At 66.9% G+C, this 25405-nt stretch carries 24 protein-coding genes and 1 pseudogene; 6 read left to right on the top strand and 19 right to left on the bottom strand.

The features are described from left to right. On the bottom strand, positions 1 to 347 hold a 347-nt coding region (locus tag A5686_RS27875), incomplete at its 3' end, for a DUF2275 domain-containing protein (RefSeq protein ID WP_231986313.1). On the opposite strand from A5686_RS27875, the pseudogene A5686_RS27870 reads away from it, so the two are divergent. Next, a pseudogene (locus A5686_RS27870) lies at positions 315 to 638 on the top strand (DUF2275 domain-containing protein); the annotation flags it as partial. The gene A5686_RS27875 and the pseudogene A5686_RS27870 sit on opposite strands and share 33 nt — an antisense overlap. Positions 639 to 800: 162 nt before the next feature. Then, positions 801 to 1355, top strand: a complete 555-nt coding sequence (gene sigC / locus A5686_RS27865; RefSeq protein WP_231986314.1) for an RNA polymerase sigma factor SigC — start codon at positions 801 to 803, stop codon at positions 1353 to 1355. On the opposite strand, the gene A5686_RS07435 is transcribed toward sigC, so the two are convergent. Genes A5686_RS07435 through A5686_RS07420 form a run of 4 tightly spaced genes read right to left on the bottom strand, consistent with a single transcriptional unit; the run spans position 1344 to position 4786 of the window. Beyond that, positions 1344 to 2072, bottom strand: coding sequence for a cobalt-precorrin-6A reductase (locus A5686_RS07435; protein ID WP_067932624.1), 729 nt, complete (start codon positions 2070 to 2072; stop codon positions 1344 to 1346). The two genes, sigC and A5686_RS07435, sit on opposite strands and share 12 nt — an antisense overlap. Beyond that, complete coding sequence (gene cobM / locus A5686_RS07430; protein ID WP_067932622.1) at positions 2072 to 2827, bottom strand: precorrin-4 C(11)-methyltransferase; 756 nt, start codon at positions 2825 to 2827, stop codon at positions 2072 to 2074. Before cobM ends, A5686_RS07435 begins: the two co-directional genes overlap by 1 nt. Further along, the gene (locus tag A5686_RS07425) at positions 2824 to 3990 is read right to left on the bottom strand and encodes a bifunctional cobalt-precorrin-7 (C(5))-methyltransferase/cobalt-precorrin-6B (C(15))-methyltransferase (RefSeq protein ID WP_067932620.1); all 1167 of its coding nucleotides are present in this window, start codon (positions 3988 to 3990) and stop codon (positions 2824 to 2826) included. Before A5686_RS07425 ends, cobM begins: the two co-directional genes overlap by 4 nt. A gap of 46 nt (positions 3991 to 4036) precedes the next feature. Then, positions 4037 to 4786 (bottom strand): SDR family NAD(P)-dependent oxidoreductase, encoded by a 750-nt coding sequence (locus A5686_RS07420; protein ID WP_067932618.1) that lies wholly within the window; start codon positions 4784 to 4786, stop codon positions 4037 to 4039. A 35-nt stretch (positions 4787 to 4821) separates the two neighbouring features. On the opposite strand from A5686_RS07420, the gene A5686_RS07415 reads away from it, so the two are divergent. Beyond that, the gene (locus A5686_RS07415) at positions 4822 to 5232 is read left to right on the top strand and encodes a F420-dependent biliverdin reductase (protein WP_067932616.1); all 411 of its coding nucleotides are present in this window, start codon (positions 4822 to 4824) and stop codon (positions 5230 to 5232) included. A gap of 10 nt (positions 5233 to 5242) precedes the next feature. Here the strand turns inward: A5686_RS07415 and A5686_RS07410 are convergent, their stop codons facing one another. Then, positions 5243 to 7513 (bottom strand): alpha/beta hydrolase-fold protein, encoded by a 2271-nt coding sequence (locus A5686_RS07410; protein WP_067932633.1) that lies wholly within the window; start codon positions 7511 to 7513, stop codon positions 5243 to 5245. 35 nt (positions 7514 to 7548) lie between these two features. Then, complete coding sequence (locus A5686_RS07405) at positions 7549 to 8676, bottom strand: Xaa-Pro peptidase family protein (RefSeq protein ID WP_067932614.1); 1128 nt, start codon at positions 8674 to 8676, stop codon at positions 7549 to 7551. A gap of 60 nt (positions 8677 to 8736) precedes the next feature. Here A5686_RS07405 and A5686_RS07400 point away from each other — a divergent pair, with 60 nt between their 5' ends. Next, the gene (locus A5686_RS07400; protein WP_067932612.1) at positions 8737 to 9702 is read left to right on the top strand and encodes a 5'-3' exonuclease; all 966 of its coding nucleotides are present in this window, start codon (positions 8737 to 8739) and stop codon (positions 9700 to 9702) included. A 5-nt stretch (positions 9703 to 9707) separates the two neighbouring features. Here A5686_RS07400 and A5686_RS07395 read toward each other — a convergent pair whose 3' ends face one another. The 11 genes from A5686_RS07395 to dop form a co-directional block, all read right to left on the bottom strand. Continuing rightward, entirely contained in the window at positions 9708 to 10418 is a 711-nt protein-coding gene (locus A5686_RS07395; RefSeq protein ID WP_067932610.1) for a DUF4333 domain-containing protein, read from the bottom strand. A 63-nt stretch (positions 10419 to 10481) separates the two neighbouring features. After that, a complete protein-coding gene (locus A5686_RS07390) occupies positions 10482 to 13262 on the bottom strand; it encodes an RNA helicase (RefSeq protein WP_067932608.1) in 2781 nt (926 codons plus the stop codon). A gap of 19 nt (positions 13263 to 13281) precedes the next feature. Beyond that, a complete protein-coding gene (gene tatC / locus A5686_RS07385) occupies positions 13282 to 14238 on the bottom strand; it encodes a twin-arginine translocase subunit TatC (protein ID WP_156749991.1) in 957 nt (318 codons plus the stop codon). Between the two features lie 46 nt (positions 14239 to 14284). After that, positions 14285 to 14563: a Sec-independent protein translocase subunit TatA gene (gene tatA / locus A5686_RS07380; RefSeq protein WP_067932606.1), complete on the bottom strand. Its 279-nt coding sequence runs from the start codon at positions 14561 to 14563 to the stop codon at positions 14285 to 14287. 93 nt (positions 14564 to 14656) lie between these two features. Further along, the gene (locus tag A5686_RS07375; RefSeq protein ID WP_067932628.1) at positions 14657 to 15628 is read right to left on the bottom strand and encodes a YafY family protein; all 972 of its coding nucleotides are present in this window, start codon (positions 15626 to 15628) and stop codon (positions 14657 to 14659) included. Positions 15629 to 15701: 73 nt separating this feature from the next. Continuing rightward, entirely contained in the window at positions 15702 to 16742 is a 1041-nt protein-coding gene (locus tag A5686_RS07370) for a YafY family protein (RefSeq protein ID WP_067932604.1), read from the bottom strand. Between the two features lie 196 nt (positions 16743 to 16938). Then, on the bottom strand, positions 16939 to 18297 hold the full coding sequence (gene pafA / locus A5686_RS07365; RefSeq protein ID WP_156749990.1) for a Pup--protein ligase: 1359 nt from the start codon (positions 18295 to 18297) through the stop codon (positions 16939 to 16941). Between the two features lie 223 nt (positions 18298 to 18520). Then, entirely contained in the window at positions 18521 to 19291 is a 771-nt protein-coding gene (prcA, locus tag A5686_RS07360; RefSeq protein ID WP_067932600.1) for a proteasome subunit alpha, read from the bottom strand. Further along, positions 19288 to 20178 carry a proteasome subunit beta gene (gene prcB, locus A5686_RS07355; protein ID WP_067932598.1) on the bottom strand — a complete coding sequence of 297 codons (891 nt, stop codon included), beginning with the start codon at positions 20176 to 20178 and terminating at the stop codon, positions 19288 to 19290. The genes prcA and prcB overlap by 4 nt, the downstream gene beginning before the upstream one ends. After that, positions 20175 to 20369: a ubiquitin-like protein Pup gene (locus A5686_RS07350; RefSeq protein WP_064951594.1), complete on the bottom strand. Its 195-nt coding sequence runs from the start codon at positions 20367 to 20369 to the stop codon at positions 20175 to 20177. Before A5686_RS07350 ends, prcB begins: the two co-directional genes overlap by 4 nt. 118 nt (positions 20370 to 20487) lie before the next feature. Further along, a complete protein-coding gene (gene dop, locus A5686_RS07345; protein ID WP_067932596.1) occupies positions 20488 to 21996 on the bottom strand; it encodes a pup deamidase/depupylase in 1509 nt (502 codons plus the stop codon). 173 nt (positions 21997 to 22169) lie between these two features. Here dop and A5686_RS07340 point away from each other — a divergent pair, with 173 nt between their 5' ends. Together A5686_RS07340 and A5686_RS07335 are read left to right on the top strand one after the other, a co-directional pair. Further along, positions 22170 to 22394: a hypothetical protein gene (locus A5686_RS07340; RefSeq protein WP_067932594.1), complete on the top strand. Its 225-nt coding sequence runs from the start codon at positions 22170 to 22172 to the stop codon at positions 22392 to 22394. Between the two features lie 47 nt (positions 22395 to 22441). Further along, positions 22442 to 23086 (top strand): hypothetical protein, encoded by a 645-nt coding sequence (locus A5686_RS07335; protein WP_067932592.1) that lies wholly within the window; start codon positions 22442 to 22444, stop codon positions 23084 to 23086. Positions 23087 to 23176: 90 nt separating this feature from the next. On the opposite strand, the gene arc is transcribed toward A5686_RS07335, so the two are convergent. Continuing rightward, positions 23177 to 25006, bottom strand: coding sequence for a proteasome ATPase (gene arc, locus A5686_RS07330; RefSeq protein WP_067932626.1), 1830 nt, complete (start codon positions 25004 to 25006; stop codon positions 23177 to 23179). Positions 25007 to 25405 lie beyond the last annotated feature (399 nt).

Raw genomic sequence — 25405 nt, 5'->3', positions numbered from 1 at the left:
GCCGTCGACTCGTGCATCAGATGCTCGCCGGACATCGCGCCGTGCATATGACCGGATACCATGCCGAAATCGATGCCGCTGATCTGAGCGGCGGCAATAGCGACCTGGAAAAGGCCCACGCCGATCAGGCCCCACCGCCGGTAGTGCGTTCGCAGCCAGCGCATCCGAGCTCGGTGTCCGGTCGGTTGCTCGCCGATGCTGGCCATGATCTTGTCGACCAGGTCGGGCCCGTCGCCGGGGTTCACCGAGGCCAGCCGGCGCGTCTGCGCCGCCGCACCGATCAGCCAGGAGCGGCAGCTGCGGCAGGATTCGAGATGGGCATCGATTTCGGCATGGTATCCGGTCATATGCACGGCGCGATGTCCGGCGAGCATCTGATGCACGAGTCGACGGCGTGGTTACTGGCGTTGGGGCTGGCCATGATCGCCGCCGGCGTCTGGCCCGCCTCCGCCTCGGGGGTGGCGGCGATCACCGGTGTGTATTCCGTTGCGCTGCTGGGTTATGTCATCGTCGACGCCTTCGACGGCGAGGTAACCGCAACCCGCATCGCCAGCCACATGCCCCTGTTGCTGGGCCTCGCGTTCGCGTTACTGGTGGCGCGCGAACGGGTGGGCTCGCACCGCCGGCGCGGCTCCGATTCTTCGGACGACGCCGACTTCCCCGCGTGGGTGGCGGAATCGCCCGGTAATCGGCGGCGTGGGCACTTGCGGCCGATCAATCACACGGCCAGCGACCCCACGGCATCGTCTACGACGACCCGTCGTAGGATCGGAACACCCGCACAACGAAGGTGGTTGGGCATGACCGCGCTGAGTGACGACGAGACCGTAACCGAACTCGCGTTGTCAGCCGCCCGCGGGAACTCGCGAGCGCTCGAGTCGTTCATCAAAGCCACCCAACAAGACGTGTGGCGGTTCGTCGCCTATCTGTCCGATACGGGCAACGCCGACGATCTGACCCAAGAGACCTTCCTGCGCGCCATCGGCGCCATCGAGCGATTCTCCGGGCGCTCCAGCGCGCGGACCTGGCTGCTCTCGATCGCCCGCCGCGTCGTGGCCGACCACATTCGCCATCTGCAATCGCGGCCTCGCGCCGCGCTGGGTGCCGATCCTGAGCACGTGGGGCGCGGGGACCATCACGCCCGCGGATTCGAGGATCTGGTCGAGGTGACGACGATGATCGCTACCCTCAATGCCGAACAGCGCGAAGCGCTTTTGCTCACCCAGCTGCTTGGCCTGCCCTACGCTGACGCGGCCGCGGTCTGCGGCTGCCCGGTGGGCACCATCCGCTCACGTGTCGCGCGCGCCCGCGATGCGCTGTTGGCCGATGGCGAGCGCGGCCACCTAACCGGCTAGCGCGCCGACCCATTCCGCTGCCTCGCGCACGGTGGCGGCGGTCAACGCCCCGGCGGGTAGCGGCGGCCGCGCCACCATCACCACCGAAACATCGAGCGCCGCAGCGGCATCCAGTTTCGCGCGGGTCATGTCCCCGCCGCTGTTCTTGGTGACCAGTGCATCGATGCGATGGGCGCGCAACAGCGCCAACTCGTCGTCGTAACGATACGGTCCGCGGGAGAGCACGACCCGGTGATGGCGGGGCAGCGTCGACGCATCCGGGTCGGTGACCGCTCGGATTAGAAACCAAGCGTCGCTGTCGGCGAAGGCCCGCACGCCCGATCGGCCGGTGGTGAGAAATATTCGGGAATACCCTTGCCGGGCAACGGTTTCAGCGGCGACGGCGTCTGACTCGACGACGATGGCGGTGCCGGGATCCCAGGCCGGACGGGCCAGGATCAGATGCGGGATCGCCAGTTCGCCGCACGCGGTGGCGGCGTGCGCCGTCATGGTCGCCGCGAAGGGATGGGTGGCGTCGACGACGGCGCCGATGTGTTCGTCGCGCAGCCAGCGTCGTAACCCGTCGACGCCGCCGAAGCCGCCGATGCGTACGGGGCCGACCGGCAGGGCCGGATCCGGAACGCGACCGGCCAGGGAGCTGATGATGTCGACCCGCGGGTGCAGGGCATTCGCCAGGGCGCGCGCCTCGCCGGTGCCGCCGAGCAGCAGGACGCGCATCAATGCCTGCTCCCCCGGGCTCGCCCGGTCGAGTACAAGTAGCTGTCGGTGAATCCCCCCGCGGTCAACGCGTCGCCGACGACGATGACCGCGGTCTTGGTGATGGCGGCCTGATGCATTTGTCCGGCGATGTCGGCGAGCGTGCCGCGCAGCACCGCCTCTTGCGGCCAGCTCGCGAAAGCCACCACAGCTGCTGGCGTTTCGGGTCGATAGCCGCCTTCGAGAAGTTGCGGGACGATGGCATCGATTTGGGCGGCGGCCAGGTGCAGGACGAGGGTCGCACCGGATTGGGCCAAAGTCTTCAGGTCTTCACCGGGCGGCATCGCCGTCGACAGCGTTGCCACCCGGGTCAGCGTCACCGTCTGCGCCACCCCGGGAACGGTGAGCTCGCGCTTCAGCGCGGCCGCCGCGGCGGCGAATGCTGGTACGCCAGGTACGATTTCGTAGTCGATACCCAGGTCGTCGAGTCGTCGACACTGCTCGGCCAGCGCGCTGAAGAGCGATGGATCACCGGAATGCAGCCGAGCCACATCCCGTCCGGCGGCGTTCGCCTCGCTGAGCTCGGTGACGATCTGCTCTAACGTCAGCGGCCCGGTGTCAACGACTTTCGTGTCGGGCGGGCATAACGCCAATAGGTCGTCGGGCATGATCGAACCTGCGTACAGGCATACTCGGCATGTTTGCAGGAGTCGCTGGCCGCGCACGGTGATGAGGTCGGCAGCGCCCGGGCCGGCTCCGATGAAATACACCGTCACTTGCTCACCACCCACTGGGTGACCGGATACTGCGGGCGCCAGCCGGTGAAGGCGCCCAGCGGCTCGCCTTGATAGTGCTGAAAACGTCGCAGCCGGCCGCCCAGGCGCTGATACGCTTGCGCCAAAACGACTTCCGACTCGGTCGTGACCACGTTGGCGACGAGTCGCCCGCCGGAAGGCAGGTTATCCCAGCATGCGTCGAGCAGGCCGGGCTGGGTCACCCCGCCTCCGATGAAGATCGCCGACGGCGGTTCGGCGCCGTCGAACGCGTCGGGGGCGTCGCCACGCACATCGATGCTGACGCCGAAAGCCTCGGCATTGAGTTCGAGGTTGCCGCGTCGTCCGTCATCCCGCTCGAATACCACTGCACTGCAACCTCGCCCACTCAGGCACCACTCGACACTGATGCTGCCCGAGCCGGCTCCGACGTCCCACAACCGCTCCCCCGGCCGCGGGCCCAGGGCGGCCAGTGTCACCGCGCGGATGCCTTGTTTGGTGATCTGCCCGTCATGCGTGAACGCGTCGTCGGGCAATGGTGACACGCGTTCGTCGGGCAGGTAGCGCACGGCAATCACGTTGAGGTCGTCAAGGTCTTTGTCCTCGGCCCAGTCGCGGGCGGCCCCGTCGCGACGGTGCTCGTCTGGGGCGCCGAGGCGTTCGAGAACGGTGAACTCGGAATCGCCACGACCATGGGTGGTCAGTAGGGCGGCGAGTTCGTGCGGGGTCGATTTGCTTTGCGACAGCACGATCGCTTGGCCGCCGCGGCGGACCGCGGTATGCGGCTGCGCGGTGACCAGACTGATCACCTCGGTGTCGTGGACGTTCCAGCCCATTCGCGCGCACGCCAGCGTCACCGACGACACGTGCGGTAGCACCCTGACGTTGTCGCGGCCGTGCAGGCGGATCAGGGTGCTTCCGATGCCGTGCAGCAGCGGGTCGCCGCTGGCCACCACGTGCACGTCGTCGGTGTGCTCGTCGAGCAACGTTTCCAGCGCGGGCAACATCGGCGACGGCCACTGCCGCCGAGGCGCCGGCACCGTGTCATCAAGCAGGTCGAGTTGACGCTTGGATCCGTAAATGACTGTAGCTCTTCGGAGTTCGGTGCGCGACGCTTCGCCGAGTCCGGCCACGCCGTCGGCGCCGATGCCGACCACGACGATCATGTGCACTGCTCCTGACCGCTTCGCAGTGCATCGTCAGCGGCCCGGATCATCGCGGCATCCTGCGCCAGATGAATTGGGGTAGCAGTCGCATCACGGCTGCCGCAGGCCCCAGCGCCCACGGGATCCACACCGCGCGGCGACCTTTGGCGAGCGCACGCGCGGTCGCGGCGGCCACCTGCGCGGGCGTGCTCGCCAGCGGCGCGGGGGTCATGCCCTCCGTCATACGGCCGATGACGAATCCGGGCCGAGCGATCAGCAGCCGAACCCCGGTGCCATGCAGAACGTCGGCCAGGCCGCTGGCGAAGCCGTCCAGGCCGGCCTTGGCCGAGCCGTAGACGTAGTTGGCGCGGCGCACGCGTGCCCCAGCGATCGAGGAGAACACCACCAGTCGGCCTTGGTCGGCGTTGCGCATGGCGGTGGCCAGGTGGGTGAGCAAGCTGACCTGGGCGAGGTAGTCGGTGTGCACGACGGCGACCGCGTGCGCGGCGTCCGTTTCGGCGCGGGCCTGATCGCCCAGGATTCCGAACGCCAGCACCGCGGTGCCGATGGGGCCGTACTCGGCGACGAGCGAGGCGACCAGCGGGCCGTGGGAGGCCAGGTCGTCGGCGTCGAATTCTCTGGTGTCGACCGCAGCGGCGCCGGCGGCTTTGAGGGCACTGACCTGGTCATCCAGCCGGTCGGCCCGACGGGCGGCCAGCACCACCGTGGCGCCCGGCGCCAGGAGGCGCGCCAGCTCGATCCCGATCTCGCTGCGACCACCCAGGATTAGTACTGGACCTGCGCCCGTGTCGTCCACGGCTGCGATTATCACCTGCGCTAGCGTTGGCGGTGATGGCGAATACCACTACCCGGCTCACCGACGACGCGTTGGCGTTCCTGTCCGAACGGCATCTGGCCATGCTGACCACGCTGCGAGCCGACAATTCGCCGCATGTGGTGGCGGTCGGTTTCACCTTCGATCCCAAAACCCACATTGCCCGGGTCATCACCACCGGGGGTTCGCAGAAGGCCGTCAACGCCGATCGCGGCGGAGTGGCCGTGCTCAGCCAGGTCGATGGCGCGCGGTGGCTGTCGTTAGAGGGCCGGTCCAAGGTCAACAACAACGGCGACGCGGTGCGCGACGCCGAGCTGCGATACGCCCAGCGCTACCGCACGCCGCGACCCAATCCACGGCGCGTCGTCATCGAGGTTCAGGTCGAGCGGGTCCTGGGGTCGTCAGATCTTTTGGATCGCGGCCAGTAGCGAGCCTTACTCATTCATCAACAGCCGCTCGCGCCATCAACGTGATGCGGTGACGTCCGGGCGACACCGTGACGGTCGGCCCGGCCGGTTCCCCGTCGAGCTGCACGTCAACCGTGGCGGGCAAGCCACCGAGCATGATCCGGGCGGCGACGTCGGTTGCCACCGTGATGGTCGAGGTCGGCAACGCGGCCAGCCCGGCACGCGCGATATCGACCCGCAGACTGGCTACCCCGTTCAGGCGCAACGTCAGATACGGCAGCGGGTCGACGGGCCGTCCCACCTGCCAGTCCAGTTCGCTGTACAGCCCGGGCGTCGGCTCGAGGTGCGGGATGAATCCGCGCTGGTGCCGGACGGTGTGCGCGGGGTCCGGCCGCGCGTACGAGCGCGCATCGACTTCCGCGATGGCCCCGCGCCGCGCGGTCACCTCGGGATCGGCGGCCAGCTCCGACAACCACCACACCTGGTGCGGCCCGATACCCAGATCGGCGCGCACCAGCTGCGGGTACCAGGCGAACGTGATGTGTCCCGGATCCGCTTGGCGCAGAGCGGTTCCCATGTGGGAGATCGGATCCTCGAATTCGTCCTGAAACACCCAGGCGATGTGATCCTCGAGGGGGTAGACACTGAACCGGTGGCGGTAACCCAACCGGTCCAGTTCCAGCACCTGCTCGGCGGCCGAGGCGAACGGCACCAGTTCGTCAAGTAGCCCATGGGCGATGACGTACGGCAGCCATCGGGCATTCACCAGCAGCTTCCAGGTGTCACCCTCACGGGCACAGGGCGAGTCCGGGTCGAGGTCGGCGGGGAGGTCGACGTGGGGTAGCAGCCGGACACCGCACGTCGGCGGCCCCGCCAGCACCACCGCTTGCGAGAACACCTGCGGGTAGCTCAGCCCCAGCTTGTACGTCGCGTACCCGCCCATCGAATAGCCGGAGATCACAGTGCGATTGGGATCGGTACCCAGTTGTTCGGCGACTCGCGCCCATACTTCCCAGACATCGAGCTCGCCGGTGTCGAAATACCAGGTGGATGGTCCCCGCGCCAACGGCGTGACCACGACCGAGTCGCGGCCATCGCACATCTCGTGCAACAGTCGCGGGTCGATCGCGGCGAACTGGCTCTGGCCGAGTGAAAGCGAGTGCAGCAGCAACGTCAGCGGCAGCGTGCGACCCGGGGCGCAGCTCGACGGCAAACAGATCGAATACGGTTGCACCCGGCCGAGGAATTGCGGCTTGGTACTCAGGATGTCGTTGGCGGCCCAACCTTGTTCCAGGCCCTGACCGAGTTCGATCGAAGACACGTACCACCTGCTGGACGGCCCGGTGATCACCGGCTCGGGAGTGGTTTCGCGGGCCGCCAGCTGAGCCCACAGCACAGTCACCGCGAACTCGGAGACATCGCCATGTGTCAGGGCGGCGGCCTGGGCGGCATCCGACCAGAAGTTCAGATGCGGCGGCTCTTGGTCGTTGGTGCGGAATGCCACGTTGTAGACGTTGGGTTGGCCGGGCAGCGCGCCGTGCAGGGCAGGCACGTCGGCGAAACCATCCCCCGCGGCGTTGGCCAGCCCGGCGACCAGGCGGACCGTCCAGCTTCCAGTGGGTTCCGCCAGCGACCGCGGGACCTGCGCCACGAACGACCGCGACTGCATGTCGATGCTGTGCGCGACGGGCGTCCTGGCCTGGGTGGTCAGGTCGATCAGCGCGGCGCCACTCCCAGAAATCAGCAGGCCCATGTCAATGCCCTTCGAGCGCACGCCGGCTCCTGCGGGCCACTTTTCGTCCGACGTTCGGGCGGGGTCGGTGTCGAAGGTGAACAGCGCAATGGGCACCGAGGCGTCCAGCAGGGTGTTCCAGTCGATTCGCCACCACGTGTGGGTCTCGCCAAGGCCGATGCCGACGCGGAAGATGTCGGCGCCGTTGCCGGCCGCCGGCCCGTCGGGGTAGACGTAGGTTCCGCGCGGGGGCGCCTGAATCTTCAGATCGCCGACCGGGATGCCGGTCGCGCCGTGGTCGTCGTAGAGGAAGTCGGTCCAGAACAAGGCACCGTCGGCCACTCGGCCGGCGCCACACGTGCGCGGGAATTGTTCGCCAAACGGCCATCCCGCAGGCGCGGGCAGTTTGGGCTCTGGGCGCCGCGCTGCCGGCGGCACCCCTTCGGGCATCCCGTCGACCACGATGAGTTCAGCCGGCGGAGCGGGTGCCGGTGTGGCGGGGTGTAAGACCGCGTCGACGACGTGGCGTGCGATGCGAATCGGAAGCAGCGGGAGATCCAGGATTGACACCATCCCCAAGCTACGCGGAGGCAGGGTCGCGCCGGTTACCCCACCGGCACCACGATCAGTTCGTGCGGGCGGCTGTTGACGGCTAGGGCACCATCTGCGGTCACGATGACGATGTCCTCGATGCGAGCGCCCCATCGGCCCGGGAAATAGATCCCCGGCTCGATCGAAAACGCCATGCCCTCGACCAGCGGCAAGCGGTTTCCGGCGACGATGTAGGGCTCTTCGTGCACCGACAGCCCGATACCGTGGCCGGTCCGGTGCACGAAATACTCAGCGAGTCCTTCGGCGGCCAACACGTCGCGGGCGGCGGCGTCGATCTGTTCGGCTGTCACGCCCGGGCGTACCGCATCAACTGCCGCGCGCTGGGCGCGTTGCAGCACCGAATATTGTTGAGCTACTTCTGGATTCGGATCGCCAATGCTGTAGGTGCGCGTGCAATCGGAATTGTAACCGGGTTCATAAGACCCGCCGATATCGACGACGACCATGTCTCCGACCTGCAGTTCGCGATCCGAATACCCGTGGTGCGGGTCGGCACCGTGCGGCCCGGAGCCGACGATGATGAATGCCACCTCCGAATGCCCTTCGTCCACAATGGCTTTCGCGATGTCAGCGGCGACGTCGGCCTCGGTGCGGCCTGGGACCAGCAACTCCGGCACCCGGGCGTGCACCCGATCGATCGCCGCACCGGCCTTGCGTAACGCGTCGACCTCGCATTCTTCCTTGACCATTCGCAGCGTGCGCAACACGTCGGTGGCCAGCATCGGCAGCACACCGAGCACACCGGCCAGCGGCAGCAGGTGCAACGCCGGCATGGCATCGGTGACGGCGGTCGCGGCGGGGGTACCGCCCAACGCGGAACCCACCAGATCGTACGGATTGTCGCCGTCGACCCAATCCCGCACCGCCAGTCCGAGTTCGGCGATGGCAGACCCCTTGAGCGAGGCCAACTCCAGCCGCGGCACCACCACCGTCGGATCGCCCGACGCGGGCAACACCAGCGCGGTGAACCGCTCTAACGTCTGCGCACGCGACCCGACGAGATAGCGCAGGTCATACCCCGGCGTGATGACCAGCCCGGCCAGACCTTCCTTGGCGGCCGCGGCGGCCGCCGTCGCCAGCCGGCGTTCGTATACTGCGGCGTCGAAGCGGTGAGACTGCATGGCAGCCAGGCTAATGCGCAATCCCGCATCGACTCGCCGCGACGTGAGACCATAACCGGCATGCCCGCACCCCACGCGCCGTTCGTGCTGCTTGACGGCGCCAGCATGTGGTTTCGCGCGTATTTCGGGGTGCCATCCTCGATCACCGCTCCCGACGGCCGCCCGGTCAACGCCGTTCGCGGATTCATCGACTCCATGGCCGTGGTGATCACCCAGCAGCGGCCCAGCCGGCTGGCCGTGTGCCTCGACCTCGATTGGCGGCCCCAGTTCCGCGTGGACCTTGTCCCGTCGTATAAGGCCCACCGCGTCGCCGAAGAAGAACCGCGGGACGAGCCGGACATCGAGGAGGTCCCCGACGACCTGACGCCTCAGATCGACATGATCGCCGAACTTCTTGACGCGTTCGGGATTCCGACGGCCGGAGCGGAGGGGTTCGAGGCCGACGACGTGCTGGGCACCCTGGCGGCCCGGGAACGCAAGGATCCGGTGGTGGTGGTCAGCGGTGACCGCGACCTGTTGCAGGTGGTGTCCGACGATCCCGTCCCGGTTCGGGTGCTCTACCTCGGCCGCGGGCTGAGCAAGGCCACGTTGTTCGGGCCCGACGAGGTGGCCGAACACTACGGCGTGCCTGCGGATCGGGCCGGGCCCGCCTACGCCGAACTCGCGCTGCTGCGCGGCGATCCGTCCGACGGCTTGCCCGGTGTCCCGGGCATCGGTGAAAAGACCGCGGCGACGCTGCTGGCCCAATACGGCTCGCTGGAGCAGATCCTGGCCGCCGCCCACGACCCGAAGTCGAAGATGGCCAAGGCTGTGCGCAAAAAACTGCTGGCCGCGCTGGATTACATCGAGGCGGCGGGCAAAGTGGTGCGGGTGGCCGCAGACGCTCCCGTCACGCTTTCGACCGCCAGTGACGAACTACCGCTGGCCGCCGCCGATCCGCGACGCACCGCCAAACTGGCGACCGAGCTGGGTGTGGGCTCGTCGATCGGGCGCCTGCAAAAGGCGCTGGACGCGCTGCCGAACTGACGGGCCTACTGCGGCCGGCCGACCTCGTAGGTGCCCTTGTTGTCCTGGAACGTCACGGTCACGTGCTTGGGCGCGCCGTCGATGCTGACGTCGCAGTCGAACGTGGCGCCCTTTTTGACCGTCGGGTTCTGGCCGTGGTTGCACTTGACGTTCTGGACGTTCTTCGCGCCGTAGCCGTTGGTTTCGTCGCTGAGGACCTGCTGGACCCCGGCCTGCGCCTTGCTGACGTCCAGCTTGGTGGTGACGAAGAACCCGGGCTGCCAGAAGCCCAGCACCAGCACGACCGCGATGAGCAGAAACGCGATCGCGCCGCCCACGCCGGCGATCAGGCCGACCGGTCGCTTCTTACCCGGTTGCTCGTAACCCGGGTACTGCTGCGGGTACTGACCCGGCTGGCCGTACTGACCCGGTTGGCCGTACTGCCCCGGCTGGGCGTACTGCCCCGGTTGGCCGTATTGGCCGGGTTGACCGAATTGCCCCGGCTGCGCATAGCCCGGCTGCTGCTGAGGGTACTGCTGCGGGTACGCCTGCTCAGTCGGCTGTTGGTACTGCGGGTAGTCGGCGGGCGGCGTGTATGCCGGGGCCTGCCAAGCCGTTTCCTGGTTCGACTGATCCTGCCAGGTCGGTGCCACCTGGGTCGGGTCTGACGAGTGATCGCTACCTTGACCTTGACCGGGCGGCTGCCACTGCTGGTCCGATCCCTGCGGTCCGCTCATCTTTCTCCCTCAGCCTCTGTTGTCCTGGCATGCTCTCGGCGCTAACGGTAGCTCCGGCCTAGCCTACCCGGCGTCAACTGCGACGACGCCGCGCCGAATGTCGTTGATCGCGCGTTTGGCGGTGTCCCGTAACTCGGGGTCCGGAGCGGCGTTGCGGACCTGGTCCAGCAGATCGAGGACCTGGCGGCACCAGCGCACAAAATCCCCGGCGAGCAGGGGTGATCCGGTGCCCGCCGGGTCGGCGGCCGCCAGCGCCGCGGCCAGATCTCCGGTTCTGGCCCAGCGGTAGATGACGTTGACGAAGCCGTCGTCGGGTTCGCGGCTCGGGGCGATCCGGTGCATTTGCTCATCGGCGCGCAGCGCCATCGACAGCCGCGACGTCTGCTGCAGCGCCTGCCGCACCTGCTGGGTGGGTGCGTCGGCCGCGAAGGCGGCCCCCGGCGCCTCGCCGCCCCGGGTTTCATACAGCACCGCCGACACCACCGCCGCCAGCTCGGCCGGCTTCAGCCCCGACCACGCGCCGGTGCGCAGACATTCGGCGACCAGCAGGTCGCTTTCGCTGTAGATGCGCGCCAGCAGCCGACCGTCGTCGGTTACGCAAGGATCGCCGTCGCGTCCTTCGATGAAACCGCGTTCGGTGAGCAATCCGACGATCCGGTCGAAGGTCCGCGCCAACGAATTGGTGGCCGCCGCGACCTTTTTCTCCAATTGCGCATTGTCGCGTTCGATCCGCAGATAGCGCTCGGCCTGCCGAACCTGCGCTTCCAGGCCGGGCGTGTTGTGCGACGGGTGGCGGCGCAGCTGGTCGCGCAGCGTCGCCAGCTCCGGGTCAGGGAAAGCACCGAAGGCGCCGTCGGAGTCCCCGCGACCACCTCGATGCCGGGCCGGGAGGGTCAGCCCGGCGGCAGCCGATCGCAGCGCCGACGCCAGATCGCGCCGGACCCGTGGCTGACGGTGTTCGACGCGCTTGGGCAGCGACATCGAACCGACGCGCGCGGACGCCCCCGAATAGTCGGCCGACGATATCCTGCCCGCCCACCGGTTTTCGGTGAGCACCAGCGGTCGCGGATCGGAGCTGTCGCGGGCGGATTCCAGCACGACGGCCAGCCCACCGCGCCGGCCATGGGTGATGTTGATGATGTCGCCCCGGCGCAGCGCGGCCAGCGCTTCGCTGGCGGCCAGCCGTCGTTGCAGCCGGGACGCGCGCGACTGCGCGCGCTCCATCTCGGTGATGCGGGCACGCATCCGGGCGTATTCGAGGATCGGGGCCTTGGGACCGCCCACCTCGGCGGCGATCTCGTCGAGCATCGTGGTGCCCCGCTCGATGCCGCGAACTAGCCCCACGACGGAACGATCGGCCTGATATTGCGCAAATGACTGTTCCAACAACCGGTGTGCCTGCTCTGGACCCATCTGCTGGACCAGGTTGATCGTCATGTTGTACGACGGGGCGAACGAGCTGCGCAGCGGGAAGGTGCGGGTGGAGGCCAGCCCGGCCACCGCGGACGGCTCGGTGGTTTCCTCCGTCGGATTCCACAGCACCACCGCGTGGCCCTCTACGTCGATGCCGCGCCGCCCGGCGCGACCGGTGAGCTGCGTGTACTCCCCCGGCGTCAGCGCCACGTGCTGCTCGCCGTTGAACTTCACCAGCCGCTCGAGCACGACCGTGCGCGCCGGCATATTGATCCCGAGCGCCAGGGTCTCGGTGGCGAACACCGCCCTGACCAATCCCGCGGTGAACAGCTCTTCGACCGTGTGGCGGAAGACGGGCAGCATGCCGGCATGGTGGGCCGCCAAACCGCGCAACAGTCCCTCGCGCCACTCGTAGTAGCCGAGCACGCTCAGGTCGGCGTCGGCGAGATCGCCGCAGCGGTGCTCGATCACCTCGGCGATCTGTGCGCGCTCCTCCTGGGTGGTCAGTTGCAGCGATGAACGCAGGCATTGCTGGACGGCGGCGTCGCAGCCCGCACGGGAGAACACGAACGTGATCGCGGGAAGCAGCCCCTCGGAATCCAGGGTGGCGATCACGTCCGGGCGTCCCGGTGTCCGGTAGAAGCGGGGACGCGACGGCCGCCCTGCGCTTCCCCTTCCCGCGTGCCGCCGGCGGGGCTGCCAATCGGTCATCCGATCCGCCTCGCGACGGTGCGCAATGTGGCGGAGCAGTTCGGGATTGACGCGCGGTTGGCGATCGGCGGCCGGCTTCTGGTTGTCGTAATCGAACAGATCCAGCAGGCGCTTGCCCACCAACACGTGTTGCCACAGCGGCACCGGGCGGTGCTCGTCGACCACGACCGTCGTATCGCCGCGCACGGTCTGGATCCAGCCGCCGAATTCCTCAGCGTTGCTCACCGTCGCCGAGAGACTGACCACCCGAACCTCATCGGGCAGGTGCAGGATCACCTCCTCCCACACCGGACCCCGCATCCGGTCGGCGAGGAAATGCACCTCGTCCATCACCACATACGAAAGTCCGTGTAACGCTGGTGAATCCGCGTAGAGCATGTTGCGCAGCACCTCGGTGGTCATGACCACCACGGGCGCATCGGCGTTGACGGACATGTCTCCGGTGAGCAGGCCGATGCGGTCGCGGCCGTATCGCGCCGTGAGATCGGTGTGCTTCTGGTTGCTCAGCGCTTTCAGCGGCGTGGTGTAGAAACACTTGCCGCCGGAGGCCAGCGCCAGGTGCACGGCGAATTCGCCGACCACCGTCTTGCCGGCGCCCGTCGGCGCGCAGACCAGCACGCCGTGGCCTCGTTCCAGCGCCGCGCACGCCCGATGCTGAAAGCCGTCCAGCGCGAAGGGCAGTTCGGCGGTGAACCGGGTGAGCTCCACGAGCTCGGCCACGTCATGAGGCGGCGACGGCTCAGGTGACATCGTCGTGTTGCCCGGCGGTGAACGACGGCTCCGGTATATCGGTGGGCGGTTCGATGACCGATGCTTCGTCGTCGGGAATCACGGCCTGGGCTTCACGCTTGGCCTTCCGTCTGTCGTGCAGCCGGGAGATCTGGATGGCGAACTCCAAGAGGATCGACAGCGCCAACCCGAGCGCGGTCATCGAAAACGGGTCGGATCCGGGCGTGAAGACCGCCGCGAACGCGAACATCGCGAAGATCAGGCCGCGCCGCCACGCCTTGAGCCGCTCGTAGGGAAGGATGCCGATGGCGTTCAACATCACGATGAGCAGCGGAAATTCGAAGCTGACGCCGAAAACGACGAGCAGGTTGATCAGGAAGCCGAAATATCGGTCCCCGGATAGCGCGGTCACCTGTACGTCGCTGCCGACGGTCAGCAGAAAGCCCAGCGCCTTGGCCAGTACGAAGTACGCGAGCACCGCGCCGACCACGAACAACACCACGGCGGGAAGCACGAATGCGACCGCGAAGCGGCGTTCCTTCTGATAAAGCCCGGGCGTGATGAACGCCCACAGCTGGTAAAACCACACCGGACAGGCGAGCACCACTCCGGCCGTCAGCCCGACCTTGAGCCGCAGCATGAACTGGTCAAACGGCGCGGTGGCCAGCAGCCGGCATTGGCCACCCGGGCTGATCTCCGCGCGCGCCGACTGCGGCAGCGAACAGTAGGGATGACGTAACCACTCGCCCAGGCTTTCCAGCCCGAAGATTGAATGCGAATACCAGACGAACCCGAAAATCGTGGTCAGCAGGATGGCGGCCAGCGAGATCAACAGCCGGGTGCGCAGCTCGGTCAGATGGTCGACCAGCGACATGGTCGCATCCGGATTGGTTCGGCTGCGCCGGTTACGAGGGTTGAGGCGTCTCAGCAGGCCGGAAGTGCGCGCTGAAACCTTGAAGACTTTCACGATGCTCGGTCAGAGGCGCTCGGGCAGCGCGACGAAATGATGGCGGCTACGCCGGACGCGCTTCGCTGTGCCCCTGCTCGCTGGGCGCCGGCGCGTCGACCCGCTGCGACTGCACGGGAGTCGGGTTCGCCGCGGAGGACTCGCCTTGGGTCCCCAACGCCGACGTCTCCGCTTTGTTCTCCGTCTGCATTTCGCGAATCTCGGACTTGAAGATCCGCATCGACTTGCCCAACGAACGCGCCGCGTCGGGGAGCTTCTTGGCACCGAACAGCAAGATCACCACGACCGCGAGGATCGCCCAGTGCCACGGACTAAGACTGCCCACTTTGATTACCTCCAGACGTTCACCCGATGCTACCGCAGTAGTGCTCTGTGGCGGCGGGCGCGCGCCGCCCCCTGGCCCATGTCGCCTGGACTTTTATGAGCTCAGGGCTTCGTAAGATGTCACGGCCGCCGTCGCGGCATCTTGTACCCGCTGCGCGAGGGACGCAGGCTGCAGCACCTGCACGTCGAGCCCGAAGCCCAGCACCAGCCGCGTCATCCAATCCTCGGAGGCGTAGGTCATGACCGCCTCGCAAGATCCGTCCGGCAATTCGCGCACCTCACGCATCGGGTAGTACTCGAACATCCAGGACGCCGCGGGCGCCACCCGCAGCTTGGCCGACGGCAGCGACGGATCGCCGTCGAACAATGAGGTGTCCGGCGGCGCGTGCAGCGCCGGCTCCGGTGGCGCGGCCGGCTCGTCGAGCTCGGTGGCGTCCACGATGCGGTCGAAGCGGAACAACCGCACGCCCTCGGCCTCGCGTGACCAGCCCTCCAGGTAGCTGTGACCGCCGATCAGCAGCACCCGGATGGGGTCGACGACCCGGCTGGTCAGGGTGTCGTGCGAGGCGGAGTAGTACTCGATGGTCAGCGCGTGCCTGGACTGGACGGCTGCGCGCACCGCGGCGGCGGCCCGGTTCTCCACCGGCGCGGGCTCGTCGACGGCCGAGCCCACGTGGGACGCGTCGTGTCCGAGTGCCCCCGCGGCATCTTCGATCTTGGCGATGGCGCTGCGCGCCGCCTGCGGGTCGACGACGCCGGGGACGTCGGCCAGCGCCCGCAACGCGACCAGCAGACCGGTGGCCTCCGGCGAGGTGAGCTTAAGTGGGCGGTCGATCCCCGCGGAGAACGTCACCTCGATGGTGTCACCGGAGAATTCGAAATCGATGAGGTCGCCCGGAAAGTAACCGGGCAGACCGCACATCCACAGCTGGTTGAGGTCTTCTTCCAGCTGCTTGACCGAGACCCCGAGGTCGGCGGCGGCCTTGGATCGGGTGACCCGGGGATTGGCCTGGAAATACGGCACCATGTTCAGCAGCCGGATCAGGCGGGTGGAGACGGGAGTCACTGGCGCCACTCTCCCCCGCAAGCGGGAGGTGCCCCCACCTCATCGCTGCGTTCTGCATCGTCGCTGGCGCGTGTCATGCGGAGACTCCCCCGCGGCCGGGTGGTTGCCCCGCAACGACGGCGTCCACACCGGCATGCGCGCGCAGCCGGGCCAGCACGTCGTCGCGCAGCGACTGCGGTTGGAGCACCAGGGCGTCGGCTCCGTAGCCGGCGATGTCACGTGCCAGCTGGTCCGCGGACCTGATGTCGAGTTCGATCACCTCGCCGTCGCGACCCCCGAGTCGACGCGTGTCGACGGATCTGCCGGCGCGCCGCAGCGCCGTGGCCCGCCCGTCGGCCACCCAAACCCTCGCCTGTCCGAGGGTCGGGGTCGCAGAAACGTCGGTGACCGTCTGGGCCACGATCTTGCGCAGGTCAACATCTTTCGGCACGGCGACGGCGCCCGTCGGACCGATCGGCGTGACGTTCGAACCTATCCGGGAAAGTCTGAAAGTGCGGGTGGCGTTGCGGTCGCGATCGTGGCCCACCAGGTACCAGCGGCCCTTCTCGGTGACCACACCCCAGGGCTCGACCGTGCGAGTGGTGTATGGCTCGGCTCGCGACGGCCGGTGCGGAAACTGCACGGCCTGCCGGGAGTCGATGGCGGACAGCAGGACTCCGAGAACTTCCTCCGATCCGCGCAGGCCCGGAACCCCGGCCGGCGATGCGATGGCGACCGGCGCGTCCGGATCGACGTCAACCCCGGCCGCGCGCAGTTTGAGCAGCGCGCCCTGGGTCGCCGTGATGAGCTCGGGCGACTCCCACAGCTGCGTTGCGACGGCTACCGCGGCCGCCTCGTCGGCAGTCAGGTCGACCGGGGCGAGCGAGTAGGCGTCACGGTTGATCCGATAACCCTCGGTGGGGTCCCACGCCGACGCCCGGCCGACCTCGAGCGGAATGCCAAGGTCGCGCAGTTCGTTCTTGTCCCGCTCGAACATGCGCGAAAACGCCTCGGCGTTGGGGCTGTCCGAATAACCCGCCACGCTCGACCTGATCTTCTCCGCCGAGATGTAGCCGCGGGTGGACAGCAGGGCGATGACCAGATTGACCAGCCGCTCGACTTTTGACGTCGCCATTGCCTCCAGATTATTCGATGGTCTTCGTCTGGCGCTTTCACCGGTCGTCCGCGTCGCGCTATTGCCTAACACCAACTTCGGCCGCGAGTCGCGCGCTAGCGGTGGCTCTACTGTGCTGGCGCCGCGCTAGCACGTCGGAAAGTCGCGGTTTGATGCCGTGCCGTCGAGGCTGACGTGCGGACGAGCCGACGCGCGGCTACATGCTCGCGATCAGGCGCTTGACCCGCTCGTCGACCGCCCGGAAGGGGTCCTTGCACAACACGGTGCGCTGGGCTTGGTCGTTGAGCTTGAGGTGCACCCAGTCGACGGTGAAATCACGGCCGGCTGCCTGGGCCGCGCTGATGAACTCGCCGCGCAGCCGCGCCCGGGTGGTCTGCGGCGGGTTGTCGACCGCCTCCGCGATGTCCTCGTCGGTGGTGACGCGCGCGGCCAGTCCCTTGCGCTGCAGCAAGTCGAAGACGCCGCGCCCGCGCTTGATGTCGTGGTAGGCCAGATCCAGCTGGGCGATCTTCGGGTCGGACAGCTCCATGTTGTAGCGGTCCTGGTAGCGCTGAAAGAGCTTGCGCTTGATCACCCAGTCGATCTCGGTGTCGACCTTGGCGAAGTCCTGACTCTCGACCGCGTCGAGCTGACGGCCCCACAAGTCGACGATCTGCTCGATCTGCGCGTTGGGTTCCCTGGTCTGCAGGTGCTCGACCGCACGGCTGTAGTACTCGCGCTGGATGTCCAGCGCGCTGGCCTGACGTCCGCCGGCCAGCCGCACGGGCCGACGGCCGGTGGTGTCGTGGCTGACCTCGCGGATGGCGCGGATGGGATTGTCCAGCGAGAAGTCCCGGAACGGGACGCCGGCCTCGATCATCTCCAACACCAGCGCCGCGGTGCCCACCTTGAGCATGGTGGTGGTTTCGCACATGTTTGAGTCGCCGACGATCACGTGCAGGCGCCGGTACTTCTCGGCGTCGGCGTGCGGCTCGTCGCGGGTGTTGATGATCGGCCGGCTGCGAGTGGTGGCTGAAGAGACGCCCTCCCAAATGTGCTCGGCGCGTTGCGAAAGGCAGAACGTTGCCGCCTTGGGCGTCTGCAGCACCTTGCCGGCGCCGCAGATCAGCTGGCGGGTGACCAGGAAGGGCAGCAGCACGTCCGAGATCCGGGAGAACTCCCCGGCCCGCACGATCAAATAGTTCTCGTGGCAGCCGTAGGAGTTGCCCGCCGAATCGGTGTTGTTCTTGAACAGATAGATGTCACCGCCGATGCCCTCATCGGCGAGCCGCTGCTCGGCATCGACCAAAAGATCTTCCAGCACCCATTCCCCGGCGCGGTCGTGGGTGACGAGTTGGACCAGGCTGTCGCATTCTGCGGTGGCGTACTCGGGGTGGCTGCCGACGTCCAGATACAGGCGGGCGCCGTTGCGTAGGAAAACGTTGGAGCTTCGGCCCCACGACACGACGCGGCGGAACAGGTAGCGGGCCACCTCGTCCGGGCTGAGCCGTCGATGGCCGTGGAATGTGCAGGTGACCCCGAACTCGGTCTCGATGCCCATGATTCGCCTCTGCACGTAATCGAGGGTACTTGTTGTCCCACCGGGACGGTGAGCATGCCGCGCTTATCAATTCGACGAAGTGTTTCGACGACCCTCCGCGGGGGCCACCCAGGGCACGCGGAGGCGCACTTCGACGCGCGCCGGCGTGGCGGAGACTTGTTAGCTCACCAGCACCTTGGGCATCACCAGACCCATCAGCACCGGCGGCTGTGGCGCCGCCGTCCCGGGCCTGATCGTGTTAGTCCGACGGACCGCCGTCGGTATCAGACGGTTCACCGTCGCTCCCCGAGCCGTTGGAATCCAGCTCGCGCAGCAAATTCTCCAGGGTCGGGCGGTTGATCCGCCGGAAGGCCCGTCGTGGCCGACTGACGTCCAAGATCGCAACTTCAAGACTGCCCACGTCGAGCGTGGACTGGTCCCCATTTGAAGCCTCGCTGCCGGCCCTCAGCGCCTTGACGGCGATGCGCGTGGCTTCCCGCAGATCGGCGTTCTCGGCGTACGACTCCTTGAGCGCCGTGGCGATCGGTTCGGTGGTACCACCCATCACCACGAAGTGCGGCTCGTCGGCGATCGATCCGTCATAGGTGATCCGGTACAGCTCAGGCGGTTTGGTCTCGCCGTAGTGCGCAACCTCGGCAACACACAATTCCACCTCGTAGGGCTTGGCCTGCTCGGTGAAGATAGTGCCCAGCGTCTGCGCGTAAACGTTGGCCAATTGCCGGCCTGTCACATCGCGACGGTCGTAGGCGTAGCCGCGAGTGTCGGCGAATTGGATTCCACCGCGGCGCAAGTTGTCGAATTCGTTGAACTTACCGGCGGCCGCAAAGCCGACACGATCATAGAGTTCGCTGATCTTCTGCAACGACCGTGACGGGTTCTCCGCCACGAAAAGCACACCACCGGCGTAGACCAACGCGACCACGCTCTTGCCCCGGGCGATGCCTTTGCGCGCGAGCTCGCTGCGCTCGCGCATTGCCTGCTCAGGCGAGATGAAATAGGGAAAGCTCACTTCTCACCACCATCGGGACCGAAAGTGTCGGCGCGCGAACGGCTTTGGATCACTTCTCGGGCCAATTCGGCAATGCGGCGTTCCGGCACTTCCAGCGCTCCCTCGGCACCTATGGTGACCGCGGTGGGATAAATGCCCCGCACCAGATCCGGTCCGCCGGTGGCGGAATCGTCATCGGCCGCGTCGTAGAGCGCCTCGACCGCGACACGCACCGCGGAATCGGCGTCGGTGACCTGTGAGTACAACTTCTTCATCGACGACTTCGCGAAGATCGAGCCTGACCCCACCGACTGGTAGCCCTCCTCTTCCAGGTTCCAGCCGCCGGCGGCATCGAAAGACACGATGCGGCCGGCGCCTTCGGGGTCGGGCGCATCGATGTCGTAGCCCACCAACAACGGCAATGCGATCAGACCCTGCATCGCGGCCGCCAAGTTTCCGCGCACCATGATCGCCAACCGATTCACCTTGCCGGCGAACGTGAGTGGCACGCCTTCGAGTTTCTCGTAATGCTCGAGTTCCACCGCGTAGAGGCGAGCGAACTCCACCGCGATCGCGGCGGTGCCGGCAATGCCGGTGGCGGTGTAGTCGTCGGTGATGTACACCTTCTTGACGTCGCGCCCGGCGATCATGTTGCCCTGGGTCGAACGCCGATCGCCGGCGAGCACCACCCCGCCGGGGTATTTCAGCGCGACGATGGTGGTGCCGTGCGGCAGCTGCCCCGTGGCGGTATCAGATTGCGAGCCGGACAGGCTTGCCGGCAGCAACTCCGGCGCCTGGCGTCGCAGCAGGTCAGCAAACGACGAGAGGTCTATTGCGGGATTTCCCGGAAGTGCCGGGCCCGGAAGTGCGGAATTAGTGGACAGGCGATTAGGGAAAGGCCAGGTCACTGTCCGCCCTTTTGGACATACGCGCGAACGAAGTCCTCAGCGTTCTCTTCGAGGACGTCGTCGATCTCGTCGAGCAGATCGTCCGTGTCCTCGGCTAGCTTCTCCCGGCGTTCTTGGCCCGCGGCCGTGCTGCTGGCGATATCGTCGTCATCGCCACCACCACCGCCACGCTTGGTCTGCTCCTGAGCCATCGCCGCCTCCTGCGTTGTGTGGGCCCTTTGAATGACTTTCGCACCGATCAAGCCACACTGCCCGTTGGTCTTTCCTAGCCTACCGGTCGACCCCGACGTTCCCGCGGTTAACCGGTACCTAGCTGGTCAGTTGTTCCACCAGTTCGGCGGCGCTGTCCACCGAGTCCAGCAGCGCCCCGACATGCGCCTTGCTGCCGCGCAGCGGCTCCAACGTCGGAATGCGGACCAGGGAATCACCGCCCAGGTCGAAAATCACGGAGTCCCAGCTGGCCGCGGCGATGTCGGCGCCGAACCTGCGCAGGCATTCGCCACGGAAGTATGCGCGGGTGTCCGTCGGCGGTTTGTCGACCGCCTCGAGCACCTGGTGTTCGTTCACCAGACGCTTCATCGAGCCGCGCGCCACGAGCCGGTTGTACAGCCCCTTGTCCAGCCGGACGTCGGAATATTGCAGGTCCACCAAATGCAGCCGCGGTGCCGACCAGCTCAGATTTTCGCGCTGCCGGAATCCTTCGAGCAGGCGCAGCTTGGCCGGCCAGTCGAGTATCTCGGCGCACTCCATCGGGTCCCGCTCGAGTTGGTCGAGCACGTGCGCCCAGGTTTCGACGACATCGGCCGCGCGCGGATCTGGGTCGCGGCTGTCGACCAGCTTGGCCACCCGATCGAGGTAAACCCGTTGTAGCGCAAGCCCGGTCAGCTCGCGACCGTCGGCCAGCGCCACAACGGCACGCAGCGAAGGGTCACGACTGATCGCGTGGACCGCGTGCACAGGCCGCGCCAGTGCCAGGTCGCTCAGGTCGATGCCGTGCGCGGGGCCCTCTTCGATCAGATCCAGCACCAGCGCCGTGGTGCCCAGCTTCAGATAGGTCGACGTCTCGGCGAGGTTGGCGTCACCGATGATGACGTGCAGGCGTCGGTACCGGTCGGCGTCGGCGTGCGGTTCGTCGCGGGTGTTGATGATTCCGCGCTTGAGCGTGGTCTCGAGGCCGACCTCGACCTCGATGTAGTCCGAGCGCTGGGAGAGCTGAAAACCGGGCTCGTCGCCCGAGGGCCCGATGCCGACCCGGCCGGAGCCGGTGACCACCTGACGGGAGACCAGAAAGGGGGTCAACCCAGCGATGATCGCGGAAAAGGGCGTCTGCCGCGACATCAGGTAGTTCTCGTGCGACCCGTAAGAGGCGCCCTTGCCGTCGACGTTGTTCTTGTAGAGCTGCAATTTCGCGGCCCCGGGCACGCTTGCGACGTGACGCGCGGCGGCCTCCATCACCCGTTCGCCGGCTTTGTCCCAGATCACTGCGTCGAGCGGGTCGGTGCACTCGGGCGCGGAGTATTCGGGGTGCGCGTGGTCGACGTAGAGCCGCGCCCCGTTGGTCAGGATCATGTTGGCCGCGCCGACCTCGTCGGCGTCGACCACCGGGGGCGGCCCGGCTGAGCGGCTCAGGTCGAAGCCGCGGGCATCCCGCAACGGCGATTCCACCTCATAGTCCCAGCGGGTGCGCTTGGCACGCTGAATGCCCGCTGCCGCCGCATAAGCCAAAACCGCCTGCGTCGATGTGAGGATCGGATTGGCTGTCGGGTCCGATGGCGATGAAATGCCGTATTCGACCTCCGTCCCGATAATCCGTTGCATGGGCTAAGCGTAGGCCGCGCGACGAAGCGGCCCGCGCAGCGGGGCGCGAAGGAGCCGGCCAATCAAACACACGCCGCGCGACGAAGCGGCCCGCGCAGCGGGGCGCGAAGGAGCCGGCCAATCAAACACACGCCGCGCGACGAAGCGGGGCGCGACCCCGAACTGCTCACCGAGTGGACCCACACGACACGAGCAGTGCGACGGTGCTCGGATTCACGTTGCCGGTGCCCGATTCGCTGATTCACATGACGCTGGTTCTCGGCGCAGTGACGTTCATGTGCATCAGCGCCCGCGCCGCAGGCGAAGCGGAATACCGGTCCACGGTTCTCGACCCATTGATCGACGACCTGGACACCACTCTCGTGGCGCGCAGTCGCTACCACGGCGCCGCCGGGTGACCCTCGGTCGTGTTGACGGCGCCGACACCAGTGATTAATTTCACCGTGTGTCCGCCCCCGAATCCGGCCGCGCCGTCGGTAAGCACGCACTCGACCTTTCGGGGAAGCGCTACGGCGAGGTGCTCCTCGTGACACCCGGCGAGGCGGGGCCGCAGGCAACCGTATACAACAGCTTCCCGCTCAACGACTGTCCCGAAGAGCTGTGGTCGGCGCTGGACGCGCACGCCATTGCCACTGAACACGGAGCGGCCGCGGCCCTGCTCAACGGTCCCCGGTATTGGCTGATGAACGCCATCGAAAGACCCACCCAGGGTCCGCAGATCACGAAGTCCTTCGGCGGGATCGAAATGATCCAGCAGGCCACAGTGCTGTTGTCGTCGATGAACCCGGCGCCCTACATCCCCAACACGGTCACCCGCCACACCGTGTTCGTCTTCAACGCCGGCCAAGAGGTGTACGAACTCATCGATCCCCAAAACCGGCACTGGATCATGCAGACCTGGAGCCAGGTCACCGACGCCACCTTGTCGCGCGCCGACCTACCGGGCCTTGCCGACCGGCTGGACCTGCCCGCCGGGTGGGCCTACCAACCGCGCGTGCTCACCGACGAATTGCGCGTGGATACGACACAGCGCGCCGCCCAGGTGCTGCAGGACAACCTGACCAACAGCTATTCGTTGGTGACCGACTGACCGCCGGCGGTGCCGAGATATAAACCACGCCCACCCGCGGAGCGGCGTGTCGTGTGCGTGGTTTGTATGTCGCGCAAAAGCAACCTAGATCTACAGGTACTGACCCAGGTTGGATTCGGTGTCGATGGCCCGCGATGCGCTCGAGCTCTTGCCGGTGACCAAGGTGCGGATGTAGACGATCCGCTCACCCTTCTTGCCCGAAATCCGCGCCCAGTCGTCGGGGTTGGTGGTGTTGGGCAGGTCCTCATTCTCGGCGAACTCGTCGACGATCGAATCCAGCAAGTGCTGGATGCGCAGACCGGGCTGGCCAGTCTCCAACACGGACTTGATCGCGTTCTTCTTCGCCCGGTCGACGACGTTCTGGATCATCGCCCCGGAGTTGAAGTCCTTGAAGTACATGACTTCTTTGTCACCGTTGGCGTAGGTGACCTCCAGGAATCGGTTGTCATCGATCTCGGCGTACATCCGCTCGACGACCTTTTCGATCATCGCCTTGATGCAGGTGGTGCGGTCGCCGCCGAATTCGGCGAGGTCGTCGGCGTGCAGCGGCAGCGACTCGGTCAGGTACTTCGAGAAGATGTCTTGCGCCGCTTCGGCGTCCGGCCGCTCGATCTTGATCTTCACGTCCAGGCGCCCGGGTCGCAGGATGGCGGGGTCGATCATGTCCTCACGGTTGGAGGCGCCGATCACGATGACGTTCTCGAGCCCCTCCACACCGTCGATCTCACTGAGCAGCTGCGGAACCACGGTGGTCTCGACGTCCGAGGAAACCCCGGTGCCGCGGGTGCGGAAGATCGAGTCCATCTCGTCGAAGAACACGATCACCGGGGTGCCTTCCGAGGCCTTCTCACGGGCGCGCTGGAAAATCAGCCGGATGTGCCGTTCGGTTTCACCGACGAACTTGTTGAGCAGTTCCGGACCCTTGATGTTCAAGAAGTACGACTTGGCTTCGCGGGCGTCGTCGCCGCGCACCTCGGCCATCTTCTTGGCCAACGAATTGGCCACGGCCTTGGCGATCAGTGTCTTGCCGCACCCGGGCGGACCGTAGAGCAGCACACCCTTGGGCGGCCGCAGCGCGTACTCGCGGTACAACTCCTTGTGCAAGAACGGCAGCTCCACCGCGTCGCGGATCTGCTCGATCTGGCGAGTCAGGCCACCGATATCCAGGTAGCTGACATCGGGCACCTCTTCAAGCACCAAGTCCTCGACCTCGGCCTTGGGGATGCGCTCAAAGGCGTACCCGGCCTTGGTGTCGACCAACAACGAGTCGCCGGGTCGCAGCTTGCGCGGCCGGGTGTCGTCATTGAGCGCGTCAGGATGGCCTTCCGGCAGGTTCTCGGCGACCAGCGGCTCGGCAAGCCACACAATGCGTTCCTCATCGGCGTGCCCGACGACCAGGGCACGATGCCCGTCGGCCAGCAGTTCACGCAACGTCGATATCTCGCCGACCGATTCGTAGGTGCCGGCCTCAACCACCGTCAGTGCCTCGTTCAAGCGGACCGTCTGGCCCTTGCGCAGCAGCGAAACTTCGATGTTCGGCGAGCACGTAAGCCGCATCTTGCGACCGGAGGTGAACACGTCGACGGTGTCGTCCTCGTGGGTGCCGAGCAGGACGCCGTAGCCGCTGGGCGGCTGCCCCAGCCGATCGACTTCCTCACGCAGCGCCAGCAGTTGCTGGCGGGCCTCTTTAAGGGTTTCCATCAACTTCGAGTTCCGTGACGCAAGAGAGTCGATACGCGCTTCCAGCTGATGCACATCGCGCGCGGAGCGGGCGCCGCCATGCGCGCCGACGGTCTGGTCGAGTTGCTCGCGCAACATTGCCGCCTCGCGGCGTAACTGTTCCAACTCGGCCTCGTCGCCGCTGGACCGGTCCGGTCCGTGGGGGGTCCCGTAAGCTTCAGAACGCTCTGAGCTACCCATCTTGCGCTCCTTTCCCGCACCGAATTGGTACGGCGGATACTTCAAAGCTACCGGCGATTGCCGACTGATGTACGTAGTCAAATACCCACGAAAAGTTAAGATTTTCGTCACGCTGGTAATCTCGGCCACTAATCGTGATGATCGAAAGGGCCCCGGGAGGTGGCAGAGTGACCGCAAAAAGCCTCGCCACAGCCTCGGCCCGCCGCGCCGGCGTAGCCCTCGGTGTGACTTCAGTTGCACCCATCGGCCCGACCTTAGCGACACCTTTCCTCCGCGCAGCGGCCAGAGCCGCCTAGCCGGCCGACCGACGGGATGAATCGGCCCCTGTCCGTAGCGCTGAGCGCCGCCACCGCCCTGGCGGCGGTCGGGCTCGCTGCGTGTTCGTCGCCTCACCCGAAG

Origin of the sequence: Mycobacterium sp. E2479 (genome assembly GCF_001667925.1) — a bacterium.
Taxonomy (GTDB): Bacteria; Actinomycetota; Actinomycetes; order Mycobacteriales; family Mycobacteriaceae; genus Mycobacterium.
The sequence above is the reverse complement of the archived record's forward strand: the minus strand, read 5'-3'. Positions and strand labels throughout refer to the sequence as shown.